The 21053-nt window shown below is 47.4% G+C and carries 16 protein-coding genes; 5 read left to right on the forward strand and 11 right to left on the reverse strand.

Going from position 1 to position 21053, the window contains the following annotated elements; genetic code table 11:
* The first annotated feature begins 319 nt into the window (after window positions 1-319).
* From D7D25_RS09980 to D7D25_RS09990, 3 genes are all read left to right on the forward strand, one after another.
* Window positions 320-1555 (forward strand): pyridoxal phosphate-dependent aminotransferase, encoded by a 1236-nt coding sequence (locus tag D7D25_RS09980; RefSeq protein ID WP_122968818.1) that lies wholly within the window; start codon window positions 320-322, stop codon window positions 1553-1555.
* Window positions 1518-2765 (forward strand): ABC transporter permease, encoded by a 1248-nt coding sequence (locus D7D25_RS09985; RefSeq protein WP_122968819.1) that lies wholly within the window; start codon window positions 1518-1520, stop codon window positions 2763-2765. The genes D7D25_RS09980 and D7D25_RS09985 overlap by 38 nt, the downstream gene beginning before the upstream one ends.
* 125 nt (window positions 2766-2890) lie before the next feature.
* Entirely contained in the window at window positions 2891-3232 is a 342-nt protein-coding gene (locus D7D25_RS09990; RefSeq protein WP_122968919.1) for a multidrug efflux SMR transporter, read from the forward strand.
* 54 nt (window positions 3233-3286) lie between these two features.
* On the opposite strand, the gene D7D25_RS18015 is transcribed toward D7D25_RS09990, so the two are convergent.
* Window positions 3287-3439 carry a hypothetical protein gene (locus D7D25_RS18015; protein WP_221407997.1) on the reverse strand — a complete coding sequence of 51 codons (153 nt, stop codon included), beginning with the start codon at window positions 3437-3439 and terminating at the stop codon, window positions 3287-3289.
* Between the two features lie 1156 nt (window positions 3440-4595).
* Between D7D25_RS18015 and D7D25_RS10005 the strand changes: the two genes are divergently transcribed.
* Window positions 4596-5489 carry a porin family protein gene (locus D7D25_RS10005; RefSeq protein ID WP_122968822.1) on the forward strand — a complete coding sequence of 298 codons (894 nt, stop codon included), beginning with the start codon at window positions 4596-4598 and terminating at the stop codon, window positions 5487-5489.
* Window positions 5490-5502: 13 nt separating this feature from the next.
* Here the strand turns inward: D7D25_RS10005 and D7D25_RS10010 are convergent, their stop codons facing one another.
* The 6 genes from D7D25_RS10010 to D7D25_RS10035 form a co-directional block, all read right to left on the reverse strand.
* On the reverse strand, window positions 5503-6096 hold the full coding sequence (locus tag D7D25_RS10010; protein ID WP_122968823.1) for a sigma-70 family RNA polymerase sigma factor: 594 nt from the start codon (window positions 6094-6096) through the stop codon (window positions 5503-5505).
* 361 nt (window positions 6097-6457) lie between these two features.
* On the reverse strand, window positions 6458-7777 hold the full coding sequence (locus tag D7D25_RS10015) for a sugar MFS transporter (RefSeq protein WP_122968824.1): 1320 nt from the start codon (window positions 7775-7777) through the stop codon (window positions 6458-6460).
* A gap of 10 nt (window positions 7778-7787) precedes the next feature.
* Window positions 7788-9239, reverse strand: coding sequence for a Gfo/Idh/MocA family protein (locus tag D7D25_RS10020; RefSeq protein ID WP_122968825.1), 1452 nt, complete (start codon window positions 9237-9239; stop codon window positions 7788-7790).
* A 14-nt stretch (window positions 9240-9253) separates the two neighbouring features.
* Window positions 9254-10024, reverse strand: coding sequence for a glucosamine-6-phosphate deaminase (locus tag D7D25_RS10025; protein ID WP_122968826.1), 771 nt, complete (start codon window positions 10022-10024; stop codon window positions 9254-9256).
* Between the two features lie 47 nt (window positions 10025-10071).
* The gene (locus tag D7D25_RS10030) at window positions 10072-11625 is read right to left on the reverse strand and encodes a SusD/RagB family nutrient-binding outer membrane lipoprotein (RefSeq protein WP_122968827.1); all 1554 of its coding nucleotides are present in this window, start codon (window positions 11623-11625) and stop codon (window positions 10072-10074) included.
* A gap of 8 nt (window positions 11626-11633) precedes the next feature.
* Window positions 11634-14702 carry a SusC/RagA family TonB-linked outer membrane protein gene (locus D7D25_RS10035; protein ID WP_122968828.1) on the reverse strand — a complete coding sequence of 1023 codons (3069 nt, stop codon included), beginning with the start codon at window positions 14700-14702 and terminating at the stop codon, window positions 11634-11636.
* Window positions 14703-14841: 139 nt separating this feature from the next.
* On the opposite strand from D7D25_RS10035, the gene D7D25_RS10040 reads away from it, so the two are divergent.
* Window positions 14842-16017: a DNA-binding transcriptional regulator gene (locus D7D25_RS10040; RefSeq protein WP_255417256.1), complete on the forward strand. Its 1176-nt coding sequence runs from the start codon at window positions 14842-14844 to the stop codon at window positions 16015-16017.
* Window positions 16018-16250: 233 nt separating this feature from the next.
* Here D7D25_RS10040 and D7D25_RS10045 read toward each other — a convergent pair whose 3' ends face one another.
* From D7D25_RS10045 to D7D25_RS10060, 4 genes are all read right to left on the reverse strand, one after another.
* Window positions 16251-17969: an acyl-CoA dehydrogenase family protein gene (locus tag D7D25_RS10045; protein ID WP_122968829.1), complete on the reverse strand. Its 1719-nt coding sequence runs from the start codon at window positions 17967-17969 to the stop codon at window positions 16251-16253.
* A gap of 78 nt (window positions 17970-18047) precedes the next feature.
* Window positions 18048-18437 (reverse strand): four helix bundle protein, encoded by a 390-nt coding sequence (locus tag D7D25_RS10050; protein ID WP_122968830.1) that lies wholly within the window; start codon window positions 18435-18437, stop codon window positions 18048-18050.
* A 119-nt stretch (window positions 18438-18556) separates the two neighbouring features.
* Complete coding sequence (locus D7D25_RS10055; protein ID WP_122968921.1) at window positions 18557-19582, reverse strand: electron transfer flavoprotein subunit alpha/FixB family protein; 1026 nt, start codon at window positions 19580-19582, stop codon at window positions 18557-18559.
* 16 nt (window positions 19583-19598) lie between these two features.
* The gene (locus D7D25_RS10060; protein WP_122968831.1) at window positions 19599-20471 is read right to left on the reverse strand and encodes an electron transfer flavoprotein subunit beta/FixA family protein; all 873 of its coding nucleotides are present in this window, start codon (window positions 20469-20471) and stop codon (window positions 19599-19601) included.
* Between the last annotated feature and the right edge of the window lie 582 nt (window positions 20472-21053).

Below are 21053 nucleotides of genomic sequence, written 5' to 3' on the forward strand. Positions count from 1 at the left end.
TTATTCATTCTTCATTCTTCAATCTTCATACTTCACTCTTCATTCTTCACTCTTCATTCTTCACTCTTCATTCTTCACTCTTCATTCTTCACTCTTCACTCTTCACTCTTCATTCTTCACTCTTCATTCTTCACTCTTCATTCTTCACTCTTCACTCTTCATTCTTCACTCTTCATTCTTTATCATTTTTCACCAGCCTTTCCACCCTTCCACCTTTATCTCTCCCTTGTAGAGTATACTCCAACTTTTTTATTACCTTTGCCGTCCTATCTGATAGAAGGGAAAAAGATTTATAAAGGTTACAAGTAACGCGAATATTATGCCGCATATATCCCAGCGGGGCATACAAATGCCCCCCTCACCCATACGAAAACTGGCACCGCTTTCCGATGCAGCTAAAGCTGAAGGGGTAAAGGTGTATCATCTCAATATCGGCCAGCCCGATCTGCCTTCCCCCGTCTCGGCATTGGATGCTATCCGCGGCATCGACCGTACCACGTTGGAATACAGTCCCAGCGACGGATACCGGTTCTATCGGGAGAACCTGGTTCGTTATTATAAAGAATTTAATATCGACCTCACGGCTGAAGAGATCATCGTCACTGCCGGCGGATCGGAAGCGGTACTCTATGCATTCATGGCCTGTCTTAACCCGGACGACGAGATCATCGTCCCCGAACCGGCCTATGCCAATTACATGGCTTTTGCCATCTCTGCCGGAGCGGTCATCCGCACTATACCTTCGACCATGGAATCAGGATTCGCCCTTCCCCCGGTAGAGGAATTTGAAAAACTGATCAATGAGCGTACCAAAGGAATCCTTATCTGCAACCCCAATAACCCCACAGGTTATGTCTACACACCCCGCGAAATGGAACAGATAAGGCAACTTGTCAAAAAATATGATCTTTACCTCTTTTCCGATGAGGTATACCGCGAATTTATCTACAACGATACTCCTTATGTTTCCGCCTGTCACCTGAAAGAGGTGGAAGAGAATGTGGTACTGATCGATTCGGTTTCCAAAAGATATAGTGAATGCGGTATCCGTATCGGTGCGCTTATCACTAAAAACCGGAAGGTACACGACACAGTGATGAAGTTCTGCCAGGCACGTCTGAGCCCCCCCCTTATCGGTCAAATCGCGGCCAATGCGTCGTTACAGGAAAATGGCGCATACATGCGGCATAACTTCGAAGAGTACAAGAGCCGTCGCGACTTCCTTATAGAGCGGCTGAACCACATCCCCGGGATCTATTCGCCCATGCCGCAAGGCGCTTTCTATACCTTGGCACGGCTTCCTCTCGATGATGCCGACGCTTTCTGCGCATGGTGCCTCTCCGATTTCCGTTATCAGGGCCAAACCATTTTCATGGCCCCCGCATCCGGTTTCTATGTCACTCCTGGCTTGGGCGGGAACGAAGTACGTATCGCCTATGTCCTTAATAAAAACGAATTAAATAATGCCCTCATCGTGCTTGAAAAAGCGCTGGAGGCATACCCACATACCCACAGGCATGAATGCGGAGCTCTTCATAGCGAGGCGGATCTATAAAGGCGATAAAAAGAATGACAAACGGGTCTCATCCCCCGCCATCAAAATAGCCATTGCCGGCATCGCGCTGGGTTTGGCGGTGATGATCGTGGCTGTATGCATCATTGTAGGTTTCAAAAAAGAGGTACGTGCCAAGGTGGTGGGTTTCGGGTCCCACATCCAGATCACAGCCTTTGAGAGCAACTCATCCTACGAACACACCCCCATTGCCATCTCCGACACGTTGGCGGCCATACTTACCGCCAACCCTGACATCCTACACTTCCAGGAATTTATCACCAAACCGGGTATTATCAAGACCGACGATGATTTCATGGGCGTGGTATTGAAGGGTGTATCGCAAAAGTATGACTGGACGTTTTTCAGGAAAAACTTACTGGAAGGAACTATCCTCCAGTCTAACGATACGGTCGCGGGTAACCAAGCTATCATCTCAAAACAGGTTGCCGACAAACTACGACTCAAGACGGGCGACAGTTTCACCTGTTATTTCGTACAGGAGCCTGTCCGTGCCCGTCGGTTTCATATCAGCGGTATTTACAGCACCAATTTTGAAGATTACGACAAGCTCTATGTCATTGTCGGGAACGATGTGCTTTCTTCCCTGAATGGATGGGATACCGACATGGTGAGCGGGATAGAAGTGCTGGTACGCGATTATAATAATCTCGACAGGATCGCGCAGGACCTCTTCTTCGATATGGCATCCTATAAAGACCGCCTCGGCAACGCCCTTTACACCCGCTCCATCAAGGATATCAACCCCATGATATTTAACTGGTTAAACCTTCTCGACATGAATGTGTGGGTTATCATCATCCTTATGTTAGTGGTCTCGGGCTTCACCATGATCTCCGGTTTGCTCATCATAATCCTGGAACGTACCAATATGATCGGCATGCTGAAATCGATGGGAGCAAAAGATTTGAGTATCCGCCGGGTTTTCCTGTATCTTTCAGCCTTTCTTATCGGACAGGGAATGTTATGGGGAAATATAATTGCGCTGGCTTTTTGCCTTATCCAGGATAAATTTCAGTTACTCAAACTCGATCCGTCCACCTATTACCTCTCCGCGGTGCCGGTAGACCTCAACCCGCTGTATGTTATTCTTCTTAATATCGGCACGCTCGTTGTCTCCTTACTGATGATGATCGGCCCCTCCTATCTGGTCGCCAGAATCACTCCCGCCAAGTCCATCCGGTTTGAGTAGTTTTCCGGTATATTGCCGATAATGCCGAATGGCTACGCATGAGTTATTTTGAATGCGATAACAATTATCGATGGGAGTTTTTTCCTACCTTTGGGCAGAAATAATTATAGTGGTATAAAATGAACATGAACTGGATAATCCTGATTATTGGAGGAATTTTCGAATCCATTTTCGCGATGAGCCTGGGAAAGATGCAACAAACGTCAGGCAAAGAGATGTGGTTGTGGCTTGCGGTATTTCTTGCCAGTGTGAGCCTTAGCATGTTTTTACTGTTCAAATCGATGGGAGGCTCCCACCCGATTCCGACGGGAACCGCCTATGCCGTCTGGGCCGGTATTGGTGCCGTGGGTACGGTTGTAATTGGCATTCTCGTTTTCAGGGAACCGGTCACCTTCTGGAGAATGTTTTTCCTTGGCACGCTAATTATCTCGATCGTTGGATTGCAGTTCACTTCCGCGCACCATTGATTTCAACAACCCGTCTCCCGGAAAATCGGAACCGGTTCGACCGACTTGCCGGGATCATCCGGCCAAGCCCATCAACCTTTTCACCTTCCCAACCTCCTCCTTTCCCACTCCCCTCGCTCCCTCTTTCCCACTTTTCCACACACTCTCTCCCACTCTTCCACTCTCTTTTTCCCACTCTTTGTCAATCCAGCACACTGTTGTTAACAACTTGTTGATAACCTGTTGAGAAGTTGTTCATAAAAACGACCCGAAATATTTGCAATTTATTTGGCCGGTATGTTATATTTGCAGGACAACAATCAGAGATAAAGTACGAGTTTCGTACACATGAGATACATGGGAGTTCATTGACATTTTGTAGACGACGGGAAGAGTTTCATTCAAGAGATCGGCAAATCCGTTTGTTTTTCTCTTTGCTCATCCAAAGTGAGACATTGATAAAATGTTTCTATCGGATGAACCATAAGTTTTTCGCTATGCGATCCCCTTGATAGCAGTTTACCTGTATATTGAAGGAAGTGATTGCAAAATAGCGACCGACTCGGACTGAATGAACCATCTTCATGCATAGGCGGAATTTGCGACTGCTTTTGTATCCTATTCGGGTTGAAAGGTAAACCTTCACGGGCAAGCCAACTCGCCGGAAACAGATGCAAGAGTTTGTAAATAACGGGGATAGGGGTGAAAATCCAGTCTCAAACATTGATTTTCTACTACATCGGCCTTTTCCAAACAGGAAAAAATCCGACGGTAAGAATTCAAGGGTTGAAATACATGATTACATTCGTAGGACTGATTCTGCTTCACAATCCGGAAAAATTATGTATCAAACGATTGAATGTTATCGAATTGAATGATATACAAGACTTCTCAGGACAGCTTTAGCAGCTTCAAACACTGCTTCAGAGGTTTTTTGAAGTATCCGCATTCTGAAGTATTAGCCCCTGTAGGGATTATAAACTTGACTATCCAAGTCAGTTTCAGTTTTTACAGAGTTTGGGATTTTCCCACGTAATTGAACGCATTTTCAGTTTTCGCACCGTTCGGCACAGAACGATTTGGACTCCTACCATTTACCAAAAAGCCGGTTTTACAGCCGGCTTTTTTGTTTCGTCACAGCAAAGGACTCACCCTTTCAATTACCCGACACCTTTTTCTCCTATTAAACAGCCGTCCGGAATAAGGCAATGATTGTAGCAATAGAATGACGATCGTCAAGGATGAGTGCGCCCGAGGGCAACAGCACTCGGCATATATTTATGTGAATAATAAAATGAAGGAGAGGAATAAATTTGAAAGTAAGATTTCCTGAATTTTTTATTATCTTTGTTCCAATAGGATAACCCTTAACCCCGCAAGCGATATGAAACATTTTTATATTCCGTTTCTGATGATCCTTTTCATCGTTCAGACGAAAAGTTCCGCGCAGGATATCCCGGTGAAGAGGGATAGCCTGGATTTGAAAACCGGAGTCGTTGGTGGATTGCCCAAACAGTCCGACTCTCTCAGATCCGGACAGCTTCCGTTAAGATTACCCCGATTGAATCCGGCAGAAAATCTTCTGCCGCAATTTACTCCTTACCAACGGTACACCTTGGAGCCACCACATTCGGAGAAAGAAACTATCTTCCCCCGGATTCACTGGAACGGAGCCGCGTCTGATTTCCTCAATACCAAAAGTCGCACCGCCATTGCCACAACAATGCCCACTTCGAACATGCTATTACATTCATCGGCTACCATCGGCATGGTGGAGACTCCTTTTTTTGGTAAAGGCTATTACTATATATTGGATGCGGGGGCCCGCTATGCGATCAATCCCGCGTTGACGATGGGCGTCAGCGGTGGCTATAACTCCAATTTCGGTGTAATGCCTCTCTGGAATGCAGGAATTGATGGCCGTTACCAAGTGAACAGCAACCTGATGCTCGATGGAGGGTTGACCTATATGAAGACGGCTAGAAATGATTTCTCTGTCAACCAATCGGCTGTAATGATCGACCTTCACGGCCGCTACCGGCTTAACGATGACTGGTATCTCAACGCTTATGGAGGGATGCCTGTATTACAAAACAATAATCGGCCAGACATGCCGATGTCACCAATGATGAACACTCCTTACTACGGGGGTTCTGTGGAGCACTGGTTCAAACCCACCATGGGTGTGGAAGCCGGTATGATTTGGATGCGCGATATGTTCTCCGGAAAAATGCGCCCTCAACCCAAACTGGAACTACTCTTCAGGCCGGGAAGATAGAAGATACACGATTTCAATTGATGGTTAAGATCATCTTGTGATCAGTTACCAGTTTACGCATATTGAGAATGGCATAGCGCATGCGGCCAAGAGCAGTATTGATACTCACCCCGGTGATATCGGCAATCTCCTTGAAACTTAAATCGCCGTAATATCGCATCTGCAGCACTTCACGCTGTTCATCAGGTAAAAAATCGATCAGTCTCTTCACATCATCGAGCACCTGCATTTTCACCATTTTCATCTCCACGGTATCGTCACACAGGGAAGGATTGTTCCACAAATCGATCTCATAATCATCATTAGAGATAGTATTTTCATTTTTTCTCTGTCGGAAATAATCAATTATCAGATTATGCGCGATACGCATAATCCATGCTTTAAATTTGCCTGTTTCGGTGTATCGTCCTTGTCTGATAGTGGTAATGGCCTTGATAAAAGTCTCCTGGAAGACATCTTCGGCCAATCCCCGGTCGCGGAGAGTATAGAAGATATAAGTGTAAAGGGATTGCTTATGCCGGCTAAGGAGCAGATCAAACGCGGAGTCATTGCCCTGGGCATACGAAACGACCAATTCCTCATCGGTCATCGTGCAGAAAGTGTCCATTGCTTTACTTCTTAATTGTTATGTAATGTCAATTGAGTAAAGAAGGCTTATAGGCAAATGATTTTAGCGTTTATTTCATCTTCTATGATGGAGTCCCCTCCGATAAGTCTTTTTTGTTAAAAAGCCCCAAGACGCCTATTGATTTTCAACGAGTTGTAAACCGCTGAAATCGGCTTTGGCGGGGTCGGAGCAGACTCATGATTAAATTTATCAAAACAAAGGAAAATAAAAAAATTATAATTACCAAAAAATAAGAGGTAAAATTCCCTGTCATCGTCTTTACCGCGTCGGTCAATGGCACTTCAGCCGAGTCCACCATAGTTCGTCTCAACCGGTCAGGGTAGTGGCCGAAGGTATAATTTCACCGTCTTTTTCCTCTTTTCCAATCGTTGATGGTATGCCCATGAAAAGCGAACCACACCAGATAGATGAAGCATGGGACCAATACCCAATACCCGGCCCTCAAACCGCGGTGGTCTCCTATCGCCCCATAGATCAGTGGCAGGATGGCATTCCCGCTTAATCCCATGATCAAAAGGGAAGAGCCCGTCTTGGTCAATTTCCCCAGGTCATGGATCGACAAGGGCCAGATACCGGCATAGATCAACGCATTGGGAAACCCTATCGAGGCCAGGAACCATATCGAGATGTTTGCCGTATGCCCGAACAGCGTAACGGGCTGGTTGGCAAGCACCACCCCGAAGGAGAGGAGCAGCCCAAGGGTCGCGCAAAACTGCAATGCCCGCTTTTGCGGAACAAAGCGGGGGATAAGCAAGATGCCCAGCAAATAGCCGATAATGGTACACAGCAGCGTATACGACGGGAAAAACTTCGCATCGAGCAGGCCGATCCCCATCGATCCGGCATAATTGATGATCGTGTCTATTGCCACCACCTGCGTGCCCACATGGAGAAAAATGGCGATGGCGCCAAAAACGAGGTAGGGATAATCCAAAAGAGACTTTTTTGAGGTATTTACAACCGTCAAAGCGCCATTCTCCTCTTTGGCCTCATCTCCTTTTTCTTCTATCTCCGGAAGTACCGAATACCTTATGCCCAAACCCAGCAATACCAGAAGAAGGGCAAGGATGGAATAGGGCGTGATTACCCTGCGGATGAGTTCCTGCAGAATGATGTTTTTCTCCGTTTCGGAAAGCGCGCCTGATTCAAGTAACGCAAAAGTTCCCTCATCGGTCGATTTGAACACTACCGCCGCAAAGAGCAGGGGAGCAATAATGCCGGCTGATTTGTTAAAAATGCCCATCACGCTCATTCGCCGCGCGGCACTGTCGATCGGGCCAATCATGGTGACGTAAGGGTTTGCCGCCGTCTGAAGAATGGCCAGCCCCGTGCCCAGGCAATACAATCCCGCGAGAAAAACCGCATATTGCCGCATCAGTGCCGCCGGGACAAAGATAAGGGCACCTAACGACAGGAACAAGAACCCCCACATGATTCCTTTCTTATAGCCCGTCCGGTTCAATAACAAACCCGAGGGGACGGCCATCACGAAATAGGCGATATAAAAGGCAAACGTGACGAAATAGGACTGAAAGTGCGTCAGTTCAAGGGCAATCTTGAAGTAGGGGATAAGGATGGCGTTAACCCATGACACCAGGCCGATGACAAAATACATCACGGCCAAAATACCCATCGAGATATAGAAAACTTTTTTGTTCATCAAGGAAGTATTATAGGGTGACCACGCCCGTAGTTCCCCCATCCTTCAGGGAAATGTCAAGGGGTTGATTCTCTTTCCAAGCTCCATTCGTGAAATCGGGGATATCGATGGGTGCCGACCGGTTGGCGACCGACCATTCGCTTAACGGACCTATCACGCTCCACGACGCCGCATCGTACACGTCCATATCAACAGGCAGGCCATTCCTTAAACAATCCATCAACCTCCAGTCCATCAAAAAGTCCATTCCCCCGTGCCCGCCGATCTCTTGGGCGATAGCTTGCATCTTCCTGATGATGGGTGGATTATACTGCTGTTCAATTTCCCTGAATTTCTCTTCAGACAGCCACTCCTTGTGGTCTTCGGCCACGGACAGGCGGGGAGGAAGGGGATATTTCTGCGCCGTGGCTTTTGTCCCGCTTATGGCATGCAACCGGGAGTAAGGCCGGGGTGTGGTGATATCGTGCTGGATGAGAATAGTTTGCCCCTGGATTGTTTTGATGATCGAGCTGTTCATGTTTCCGCGGAACGAGGCCCCTTCGAATTGTCTAAAGTAATCCTCTTTTCGCGACAACTCCTTGGCATATTGGTTCATCAGGAAATCATCGGACGACATCGACACCATGTATTCCATCCGGTTTCCCCGGTTGATATTCATGATTTGCGCCACAGGCCCCAATCCGTGCGTGGGATAGAGGTTTCCGTTCCTTCTCATGTTCTCGTTCAACCGCCAGCTGCGTCCGGGCTTTCCCCTGAAGAACAAGCTCTCCCCTATTTCATGTATATATCCTCCCTCGGCATGCACTATCTCTCCGAAAAACCCGTGGCGCGCGAGGTTCAAGGTCAGCAATTCAAAAAAATCGTAACAGCAGTTCTCCAGAATCACACAATGCTTTTTGGTTTCCTCCGACGTTTCCACTAATCGCCAACAATCCTCCACGGTGGTCGCGGCCGGGATTTCCAGCGCCACGTGCTTGCCTTGCCTCATGGAATAGATCCCGACCGGCGCGTGCCATTCCCAGGGGGTGGCCACATATACAAGATCAATGTCCTCTCTGCGGCACATCTCCATCCAGCTATCTTCCTTTCCCGAATAAACCAGGGCCGGATGTCCCGGTGTCTGGATACGCGCTTTGGCTTTCTCCGCATGCCCGGTGAGCTCATCGCAAATGGCCACAATTTGAACTCCCTCGATGCGGCTGATCCTTTCCACGGCCGCACTTCCCCGGTTCCCCACGCCTACAAACCCCACTCTCACTGTTTCCAGTTTGGGCGCGGCATACCCGCACATATTAAATTTTTGCGGATGTTTCTTATAGGCTTCACGGTATATCTTTTTTAAAGACTTGCCCGATGGTTGGTTCTCGGCAGGCATTCCCCCACTTAGCCCTTTGGCCGGCAGCATGGCCGACACGGTTGCAACTCCTGCCGCTTTGATGAATTTTCTTCTGTTGATTTGCATGACAAAATCTATTCTTATGTTAACCGCGAGGCGGAGTTTTCATCCAAGAACAGTACCGTATCGGGATGCCTCCTTAAAATCGTCGCCGGGCATGCCGTCGATATTTCCGCATTCAGCGTATCGTGAACAGCATTGGCTTTCCGCTTATCCGGCACCATGCAACTGATGACTTTACAACGCATGATGGCGGGAATGGTCAGGCTGACAGCCTCTCCCGGCACCTCTTCGAGGGTAGAGAACCACCCCTCCCCCAATTGCTGCCGGCGGCAAGCATCATCCAATTGCACGACCTTAACCAGGCGCGTGTCATCAAAATCGGCCACGTCGGGATCATTAAAGGCTATATGCCCATTCTCCCCAATACCTATGCACGCCACGTCGATCTCGGCAGCCCTGAGCAGTTCCTCATACCGGGCTATTTCGCCTTCAATATCGCCGGCATCGCCATGAATGTAATGAACCTGACAGGGTTTCACCTCATCGAGGATCCTCTCTTTCAGGTATTTGCGGAAACTGGCCGGATGGGTTTCGGGCAAATCCTTGTACTCATCCAAATGGAATACGGTAATCTTAGCCCAATCTATCTCCTGTTTTTTGAGCGCGTGGATAAAGGCAAACTGCGAAGCTCCCGTAGCCAAAATCAGATTGGCAAAGCCTTTCGCCCGGATAGCATTGTTCAACTGTTCGGCAACGAATTGCGCGCCGGCCTCCCCGGCCGCAATTTCATCCTCAAAGATACGCACGATGAGATTCTCTTTTTTCAATTGTTTAATTTCAGTTGTCATTTCTTATTTTGATTATATGTTCATTTTTGTCACCGGTTTTTCTTGCTTTAATCCACATCCCACCAAAGGTTGGTTGCAACATTGTCGGGCCCGCCCAACAGCGCTTTCCCTTTTTCCAGTTCGGTTTTATTGTTCGCCTCTTCGGTCAACGGGAAAGGCAGCCTCTTGATAAAACTCCCTTGCGGAAGCAGGGGGTTGTCAGATTGATATACCGGATACATAACCGGATAGCCCGTTCTCCTGAACTCCGCCCAGGCTTCCATCCCGTCAGGAAAGAGGGCCAGCCACTTCTGGGTGCCAATTTGTTGACGCTGTTCAGCGATATTGTGGCTGAATTTCACGGGAATGGATGCCACGGCGGGTGAATCCTGATCGTCACCCGGAGCCACAGGTTGTTTCACGGAATGAATGTATCCGGCAATATCGTCCGAACCGATCCCCCATTGTTTCATGCTTGTCTCGATACCTTTATTGTATAATTCCTCGGCCGTTCCACCCATGCTCCATCCGTTCAAAGCCCCCTCCGCCCTTAAGAAGTAGGCCTCGGCCGCACACATCACATGAAACGGAGCTGTGAGATTCGGGCTAAAAGTTTTGTCATTCCTGGGGGTAACCCAATAAACGCCCACATTGGAGTTTCGTGAAGGTTTATTCCTGTCTTTTCCCAACAGGGTTGCCGGCAACCCGTTTCTTACACTGGTATATGTTCCGGTGGTCACATTGGGTTGAAAATAGACATTCAGGCGCGGATCCGCATAGCCTTTCAGGTAAGAAGCCATGGTAGAGCTCATCGCAAATTCATTCCACGCCGCCACTTGTGACAAACCATTGGTGTCGTTGCCCGATTCTGCCTTTTTCAGGAATGCATTTTGGGAATTGTCCCACAACACGCCGGCTGCGACTGCGGCCTCCGCCTCGGCTTTAGCCCTTGCCGGATCTATTCCCGATATGCGCAATGCCAGGCGCAGACGCAGTGTATTGGCAAAGGCCATCCACTTCTTCATGTCTCCCTCGTACATCAGTTCGTAACCTTTGAAGATTGTTGTCCCGGCGGGCAATCCTTTCAGGATGCCAACAGCCGATTCCAAGCGGATAAAAAAATCATCGTATATCTTTTCCTGAGAATCGTAAGGGATAATTTCCACCGGTTCGGCAGCCTGAAAATAGGGAACAGGGCCAAAATGATCGGTTAACCGGTGAAAAGCATACACCCACAGGATATCAGCCAAAGCGGCTTCTCCAGAGCCCGGCCCGGCATTTTCCTTAATTGCTTTTAACTGCGGCGCGGTATCCACGTACATCACAGTCCAGAAACGTCGCTGCCAGTCGGGCACAAGCACATAACGGTCGGTGGAGAAGGAGGTACTTGCCAGTGCAAAATACTGGGCATACAAGTCTGCTCCAAGATTCTGCACGGTCTGGTAAAAGCTGCGGTTCAAGGCCGATGCTGATTGTGCTTTGGCGAACATGAACGGCATTTCGCGCGCGCCCACTTCCGTCAGGTTATTCGGGTCGGTATTCATTTTTTCAAAGTCTCCCGTACAGCCAGCCATACATAGGGCCGAGAAGATTACACAACTGAGAATATATCTTTTCATCATATTGATTATTAAAAAGTTAATTTAAGATTAAGACCGATTGACCTTGAGAGTGGCGGCAAACCCAGTTCCACTCCCTGATAATTTCCGGCGCCCAGAGAGGCGTCCGGATCAGCAGGATTATCTCTTTTTCCGATACCGTGAATGTTCATTACCGATTTTCCCCTGTAGAAGAATAACAAGTTTCTGCCCGTGAGAGAGAGCGATGCCGCTTCAATAAAAGCCTTTTCGTTTAATTTGAAATCATATCCGACCGACAAGTCCCTGAGGCGCACATTGGTCATGTCATAGGTGAAAAAATCGCCCCAGGCATCACGCCCGTTCTGGGAAACGGTAGTCCACAATTGTTGAGAGGTAATGGCGGTAGTATTGGCAGAGCCATCGGCCTTTACCGCGTCAAGCACCCAGCTTCCCTCCCTGAATTTTTCCGTGTAACCGGCAACCCCATAGGCTGCCAGATATGCATCGGTGCCGGAAACCATCTCTCCTCCGATACGGGCGTCGACAAGGAATGAGAGCTTGAATGCTTTATACTTCAATGTGTTGCTCCACCCCAACATAGCATCGGGGTTAAAATTCCCCAGCTTTTGATTGGACTCGATCACCGGCAATCCCCTGTCATCAACGACAGGCTTACCGGTTGTCTCATGCTTTTTCCATGCCCGTCCGTACAGATCTCCGTAAGCGCTTCCCTCTTTCACAATTACGGTAGCGTATTTGGTATTGTCAGTGATGTTTACCTGCGAGGTATTCGGCGCCAGCTCAATGACTTTATTGATATTCCTTGAAAAATTGACCCCGGTGTTCCACTTGAAGAATTCATGATCAATGGGCATGGCATTCAATTGAATTTCCAAGCCTCTGTTTTCGATATTTCCCGCATTGATATAGCGGCGGTTGAAGCCACTGGCCATGGGTAAGCCCACATAGAGCAACTGATTGACGGTATTGCTTTTGTACAAGGTAATATCCAAATCCAACCGTCCGCGGAAAAAACGCCACTCCATGCCGGCCTCATACGATTTTGTTTTTTCCGGCTTCAACCCCTGAATGGATTTTATTTGATCACGGGAGATAAAACCCTGCCCGGCTCCCAAGGCAAATTTGAATCGTTGTTTCAACAAATATGGGTCAGGATCGTTACCCACCACGGTATAAGAAGCCCTTATTTTTCCGAAATCAATCCACGAGGGCATCTTTACCATATCCGAGACTATGGCGGACAGGCCGGCGGAAGGATAAAAATAACTGTGAGGAGAGGGCAAGGTGGACGACCAGTCGTTTCTTCCGGTCACATCCACGAATAAATAGGATTTAAACCCCATTTGCAGGTTGCCATATACTGAATTCAAAGCCCGGGTATATCCCCCCACATCCTGAAAAGCCGGAGTGGTCGCCGCAGCCAGGCTGAATTTGTTTGGAATGGAAAGCCCGTTAGCCATATCCGTCACTGTGGCGTATTCTCTCTTTAAGAGGCTGGCTCCCAGATTATAGTTAAGGCTTATATGCCCTGCAATAGCATTTTCCCCTGACAGAAGAAAATCGAAGTTCCTTTCCCAGTACCGGGAATTGGTCTCGTAATATTTACCTCCCGGCTTCACGTCTCCCAGCGAAACCGTACCATCGTAAAAAGAACCGTCCACCTTATCGTCATACCGGTCATAGCTCACCCGTGCTAAAACGCTGAGCCAGTAGAGCACCTGGTATTTGGCCGAACCGAGCAATGTCACACGGTTGCGCTCCTCGTTCACCGAGGTCCTGTGGACACTCCAATAGGGATTATCGTAGATAGAGGAGGTGGTCCAGTATTTCCGTACGGGTTGACCGTTGTTAGGGTTGATCGTCTCGTAATCCATCAACTCCTGCCCGCTCATGTCCCTCGGCATGATATAGGCCTCTATGGGTGTGCCCGCATCCCCCAGACGCGGGCGGTTCTTCACTTTCTGATTGACGTAGGTAATCTTGGCATCGGTGGTGAGCTTGGAATGGAACCGGGTGTTTACTCTCAGGTTCATGGTGTTCCTCTCCAGTTTGTTACCGGGAATCATGCCTTCCACAGAATTATTGGTATAGGAGGCGAACCCTTGTAACATCTCCGTTCCGCCATACAGGCTCACCGTATTGTTAAAAGAATAAGCGGTTTCAAAAAAATCTTTCACGTTGGAGGAATAGGTCGGGGCCTCCTCACCCCAGCTTTCGCCCACTCCCTGTGCGGCAACACCGCCGTTACCCCTGCCGTACTTATTCTGAAAGTCGATCAATAAATGAGGGTTGTCCACAGACATGCCACTATTAAAGTCTATTTTCAATCGTCCCTCTTTCCCTTTTTTCGTGGTGATTATGATTGCACCGTTAGCGGCCCTGCTACCGTACAAGGCGGCGGCAGAAGGTCCTTTCAGCACATTTATCGAGGCCACGTCGTCGGGATTAATATTCACCGCCCCATCGCTTCCTCCGTAGTTGTAGGTGGTACCCGTAGCTTGTCCGTAGGAAGTATTATCATACGGAACGCCGTCAATCACAATCAATGCCGTATTGTTTCCACTGATGGAACGGTTGCCCCGGAGCACGACACGCGCCGCCGCGCCAGGACCCGTGGCAGCGGTAGTGATCACCGCTCCCGATATTTTCCCCGACAAACTGCTCAAGATATTAGAACTATTGTCCTTTATCTCCCCTATGGAGCCGTCAATTTTTTGGGTTGAATAGGCCAAGGTCCGGGTTTTTCTTTCGATACCTAACGCGGTGACCACTACTTCTCCAAGGTCATATGCAGTAGGTGTCAATTCAACATTGAACGACGCGCTGCTCCCTACATGAACCTCTTCGGGCTCATATCCCAACATGCTAAATGCCAAATAGTCGCCCTCATCCGCTTCAATCTTGAAAACCCCATCCACGTCGGTCACCCCTCCCCTGAATGTGCCCTTTACAATGACCTGAACCCCGGGCAAGGTTTCTCTCGTGACCTTATCGACAACAATTCCCTGCCTGACAGAAGTGTCCTGACCAAACAAGGGGATTGATAAAAGTAAAAGACACGTGCTTACCAAAAACAATTTCCGAATCATTCGTTCCATAGGTATGTATTTAAATTTGTTGTTGCATTCGCAAAGATAGTCTCCGGTACGACATCTCATGACATAATTAGCGAACCGAAAGTGGCTTATCGCGAAACAGGGGAACATTCCACGTTCTTTATTGTTAATAAACGGGAAGATGGATTTAAACGCGATGATCAAAATACTTGTCCTCATAGACTCCGCGACTGAGTTCAGCCGTCGTTTCCTGTCCGGGCTGATTCGTTATGCCCATGAAAACGGCCCCTGGATCTTTTACCGGTTGCCGTTGTATTATAAAATGTTGTACGGCGAGGAGGGAGTCGTGGCGCAAATTAAAGAATGGGGGATCGACGCGGTTATTGTCCAATGGGAATACCATGAGATTAAATTTTTAAAACAACTGGATATTCCCGTATTCCTTCAAAACTATGAAGACAATGCCGACTGGTTTTCAAAGATTTCCGGCGATTATCGGGAAGTGGGCGCGATAGCCGCCAATTTTTTCGCCCGGAAAAGGTTTAAGAATTTTGCTTTTTACGGCAACAAAAATTTTTTGTGGTCAAAAGGCAGGGCGGAGGGATACCGTATCGAAGTGGAAAAACTGGGAGGGAACTATTACTATTTTGAATCGGAATACCTGACCAACAGTCAATGGAGCCGAAGCCACATGCAATTGGACGAATGGTTGTCCTCGCTTCCCAAGCCGGTGGCCGTTTTTGCTTGTGACGACTATTTCGCCCTGCAGGTGGCCGAGATGTGTAAAATAAACCATATCGACATCCCGGATGAGATATCCTTACTGGGGGTGGATAATGACGAGCTTATCTGTAACCTATCCTATCCGTCCATCTCCTCGATAGTGACCGACGACGAAAACATCGGGTATGTCACGGGCAGGAAACTTCACACCCTGATCATAAACAAAAAAAACATCCCCTTCAACATCATCAAAAAGCCCATACGTATTGAACAACGGCAATCCACGGAAAAATACGATATCGCGAACAAATATATCTCAAAGATAATTGAACATCTTGAAAAAAATTTTACTTCTGATCTCTCCATCGATGAACTGACACAAATGGTTCCGCTGGGCCGAAGAAGCCTTGAGAAAAAATTCAAGGAAGCCATGGGCACCACCCTTTATCAATTTATAATAGACAAGAAAATAGAGTTTTTTTCCAACAAATTATTGACAACTCGGGAAAGCTCGTTGGATATCGCTATCGAGGCCGGTTTTAACGATGTGAGAAACGCCTATCGGATTTTCAAGAAAAACACCGGTTATAGCCCTTCCGGTTACCGTAAGAAATTCTCGAAGATTGATAAATAGTCAATCTGTCCCAAAATCACATTGATTCATTGCCATTGCGCTTTTTCAATACAATGGTCATACATCGCTCATAGATTCACAGATAAACATTTGATTATCAGCAGATTTAAAAAACCCATTGTTTAATTGCTTATCATGAAAGCATTAAACGAAAACTTCGCGGATCCCATAACTAAAAAAAGCGGAAGAAAATTAATTCCTCCGCCTCTCAAATATCTGAAAACGGCCAATCTCTACTCGCCGAAGACCGGTTTGTAATAACCCAAATCGTCAATACCCGACTTGGTAATGAAGTTGTAATTCTTCTCTACTTCTATACGACCGTAATGGATATATACTTCAGCACTGCGACGGAAAAGCTCCTGATCTTCATTGGCATCCTGCAAGAGAAGGTGTCCCATGATAACATGTCCGGCACTTTCCACAAGCCTGCGGGCATGAAAATCGAGGTAATCCTCATCTTTGGGTGAAGTAACCACTTCTGTCTGTTTCTCATACATTTCCGCCATATCCGCCAGCACACGCTTCAACGGCTCCAATTCAGGTGCGACCGGCATCGCGGCATATTCCTTGATCTGCTGCAGATAGGTGCCGGTGGTGACGTGGCGGATAGCAGCCACCACCTGTAACTGGGTAGTCCCTTCATAGATGTTGGTGATACGCGCGTCGCGATAAAGACGCTCACATTTGTAATCTTTCATATATCCCGAACCGCCGTGGATCTGAATAGCATCATAAGCATTCTGATTAGCATACTCGCTGCTCATTCCTTTTCCAAGCGGAGTGAAAGCATCGGCCAGACGGGAGAAATGCTTCATCTCGTTCCGCTCTTCGGGAGTCAGTTTACGTTCGCGGCTGATATCTTCCAGCGTTTTGTACATATCCACAAATCGGCAGGTTTCATACAGCAAAGCACGCGACGCGTCGGTTTTGGCACGCATATTGGCCAGCATTTCATACACCGGCGGGAACTCGATAATGGCTTTACCGAACTGACGACGCTCAATAGCATAGTTGTAAGCTTCGCGGGTAGCTGCTTCCGAAATACCTACCGACTGGGCCATAATTCCCAGGCGGGCACCGTTCATCAGCGACATCACATATTTGATCAGCCCCATCCGGCGTGATCCAACCAGCTCTGCCTTCGCATTCTTGAATACCAGTTCGCAGGTAGGTGCTCCCTTGATCCCCATCTTGTTTTCAATACGGCGCACATCCACACCGCCATTTTTCTTGTCGTAAACGAACATCGACAAGCCACGGGCATCTTTGGTGCCTTCTTCGGAACGAGCCAGCACCAGGTGAATATCAGCATCGCCATTGGTGATGAAACGTTTCACGCCGTTCAGATACCACTGATCCTCTTTCTCGTGATAGGTTGCTTTCAGCATGACCGCCTGCAGGTCCGATCCGGCATCGGGTTCAGTAAGGTCCATCGACATGGTCTCACCCTTGACAATGCGCGGCAAATATTTCTCTCTCTGCTTTTCATCGGCGAATTCATAGATGGTTTCACCGCAATCCTGCAGCATCCAGATGTTCTGGAAGCTGGCATCGGCACGGCTGACAATATCGGCGCTCATCATATAGGGCACCATCGGAAAGTTGAGTCCGCCATATTTACGGGCAAGACCCATACCCATCAATTCCGCCTTGTTGAGTGCATCGAGGTTTTCCTGGGTGGGTGCGGCATAGGTAACCCGTCCGTCATTTACCGTCGGCCCGGTATGATCTACTTTTTCCGCATTCGGATCAATGATATCGCCGCAGATCTCTCCTACCACTTCCAGCACTTTTTCATAGCTGTCCATTGCATCCTCAAAATCCATGGGAGCGTAGTCGTATGTCTCACGGTCCGCATAGCTTCTCTCTTTCAATTCCACAATACGTTTCATCAGCGGGTGCTGAAGATAGTGACGGAATTGCGGTGTATCTGTATAAAAGTTTGCCATTTCTTTTTTATTTTTTGGGAAATTAGAACTGAGAACTGAGAACTGAGAACTGAGAACTGGGAACTGAGAACTGGGAAATTAGGAATTTGAAGGTTGAATATCCTTAGATATTTTGGCACAATAAGCCCTTATAAGTTTATCCAACTCAATCCATTGAACTTGAAATAAATCGTAGTCATTCCGCGAAATATATTGTAAGTCTTTAGATAGAATAAGATAATTATAAATCTCTGCCAATGAACCTTGAGATATATTGAAGAACCTTAGCTTATCTTTCTTTCCAAATTTACGATAACCTTCCGCAATATTTGCAGTAATAGAGATCGCTGCTCTTCTCATTTGCGAGACAATACCAAATCTCTCCTCTTCTGGAAATCTTCTTGTTATTCGATAGATATCCAAAACAAATTGATGACCTTTCTGCCAAACAATAAGCGATTGAAATGATAATACCTCCGCACTTTTCATTCTCAAATTCCAATTTCTAAATTCTAAATTCCAGGTTCCGGGTTCCAGGTTCTATATTCTATATTCTATATTCTATATTCTAAGTTCTTAGTTCTAATTTCTAATTTCTAATTGATAAATCATTTCGAATTCTTCTTATAATACTTAATCATCTTCGGAATCACATTTTCTATTTCGCCGGTGATCACATAATCGGCGATGGAGTTGATAGGCGCGTTGGGATCGTTGTTAATAGAAATGATGATGGAACTGTCCTGCATACCGGCGATGTGTTGTATCTGCCCCGATATACCACAGGCTATATAGACCTTGGGGCGGACAGTGATCCCTGTTTGTCCCACTTGGCGTTCATGTTCCGCGAAACCGGCATCGACCGCCGCACGGGAGGCGCCCACTTCAGCTCCCAGCACGTCGGCGAGTTGATAGAGCAACTGGAAGTTCTCTTTCGATCCCACACCATATCCTCCGGAGACGATAATAGGCGAGTTCTTGATGTTCACCTTCGACTTTTCAATATGTCGGTCGATAATGCTAACCACAAAGTCTTCTTCTTTCACGTAGTCAGCCACATTGTGCTCCACCGTTTCACCTTTATAATAAGGATCAAAGATCTCTTTCTTCATCACCCCTTCACGTACAGTAGCCATCTGCGGGCGGCAATCGGGATTGATGATCCACGCCACGATATTACCACCAAAGGCGGGACGTATCTGGTAGAGCAGATTTTTGTAGTTCTTACCTGCTTTTCTATCCTCGTGGTCGCCTATTTCGAGTGAGGTACAATCCGCCGTAAGCCCACTGCCCAGAAGGGATGACAGGCGCGGTCCCAGGTCACGGCCGATAATTGTAGCACCCATCAGGCATATCTGCGGTTGCTCTTTTCTGAAAAGTTCCGCCATGAGGGAAGTATGCGGAAGGGTAGTGTATGGCGAGAGGCGATCGTCTTTGAAAAGATGCAGCACATCTACGCCATAGGGGAATACCTGTCCCTCGATCTTTTCGAGGGCGGCGACGGCACCGGCGGCAACAGCTTCGAGTTTACAACCCAACTGGCTGGCAAGCGAGCGTCCTTTGGTCAGCAGTTCCAGGCTCACGTCGGCCACTATCCCCTCCTCGATCTCCAAATATACAAATAAGTTGTTCATTTTGTTTCTTGTTGTGTTATCCAATCGTGTGACTATCTATCAGTTCTTTTATCAGCTCTTCAATATCGGCGTCGTCGTCGCTAAGACGCCGGCTCTCTTTGGCCTGAAACACCACATTCTCTATCTTTTTCACTTTAGTGGGGGAACCGGAGAGCCCGCACTGCACCTTGTCAGCTTCCACATCGTCCACGCTCCATTCGGTTAGGTTCAGATAGGGACGGCTGCTATAGATATCTATGTAGTCGATATTCTCAGCCTGACGCTCAGTTATGGTCTTGGCATGTTTATACTTTAACAACAGTTTCGCGTTACGGGGACGGCATGCCCGGGCGGAACCGTTTACCGTAACGACTACGGGAAGGGGACATTCCACCACTTCCACCCCGTTTTCCAAACGGCGCTTAACAGTTATTGTTCCGTTTTCGATCTTTTCGATATTCTCGGCATAGGTGATTTGAGGAATTCCCAACTTTTCAGCCACCTGAGGCCCCACCTGCGCAGTATCCCCGTCAATAGCCTGACGCCCTGATACAATTATGTCGAACTTTCCGAGCTTACGGATCGCCATCGACAATGCGTATGAGGTGGCCAATGTATCGGCACCGGCGAACGCCCTGTCGGTTAACAACACTCCATCATCTGCTCCGCGGAATAATCCTTCACGTAAAATCTCCGCAGCACGTCCCGGCCCCATAGTCAGTACCGTGATCTTCGAACCGGGAAAGCGGTCCTTGATACCCAACGCCTGCTCCATCGCATTCAAATCCTCCGGATTAAAGATGGCGGGCAGTGCCGCCCTGTTTACAGTTCCGTCGGCTTTCATAGCATCTTTTCCCACATTCCGCGTATCGGGAACCTGCTTAGCCAACACAATAATGTTAAATGTCATACTCTTTAGATTAGCTTATCTCTTATAGATGTTTTAAATATTTTGGAAGCCACAAATATAGTGAAAAGCCGAGAGATAAGCCAAACTTGTTGGAGGTTTTCCGAGGCGCGTCTTATATTTTTTTAATATGCCAAAAATTCGCCTTGCCTGCCGCGTCATTACCAATTTCCTGAAAAATGAAATCAGCCATTAAACCAAACCGGCAGAAAGCTATCTTATATGAGTGGTCTGTATTCCGCTTTCACCGGCGTTTCAATTAATCAACTGATTTAGAAACTGTTTTGAATTTTACGAGTAATTATTTCACGCTTATTTTCCACTCTATCATATTCTTTTTTGCCCTTTTTCGCGCCTTTGAACTTTCATTTCATTTAAGTGGCCCGCCACATTTCAATCAATGAAAATCCAAATCCATCAAAAAATGGCTAAAAACAATGGATGAAAAAATTCAAAACAGCTTCTAAGTTCCTACATCAACTCCCATTATACATCATTTGACAAAACAGATAAACAGTTCAAGTAAACCTGACTTTGCTCAATTAGCTTAACGAAAATATTTATTTTATCGGAAATATGATAACT

Source organism: Proteiniphilum sp. X52 (assembly GCF_003712195.1).
Taxonomy (GTDB): domain Bacteria; phylum Bacteroidota; class Bacteroidia; order Bacteroidales; family Dysgonomonadaceae; genus Proteiniphilum.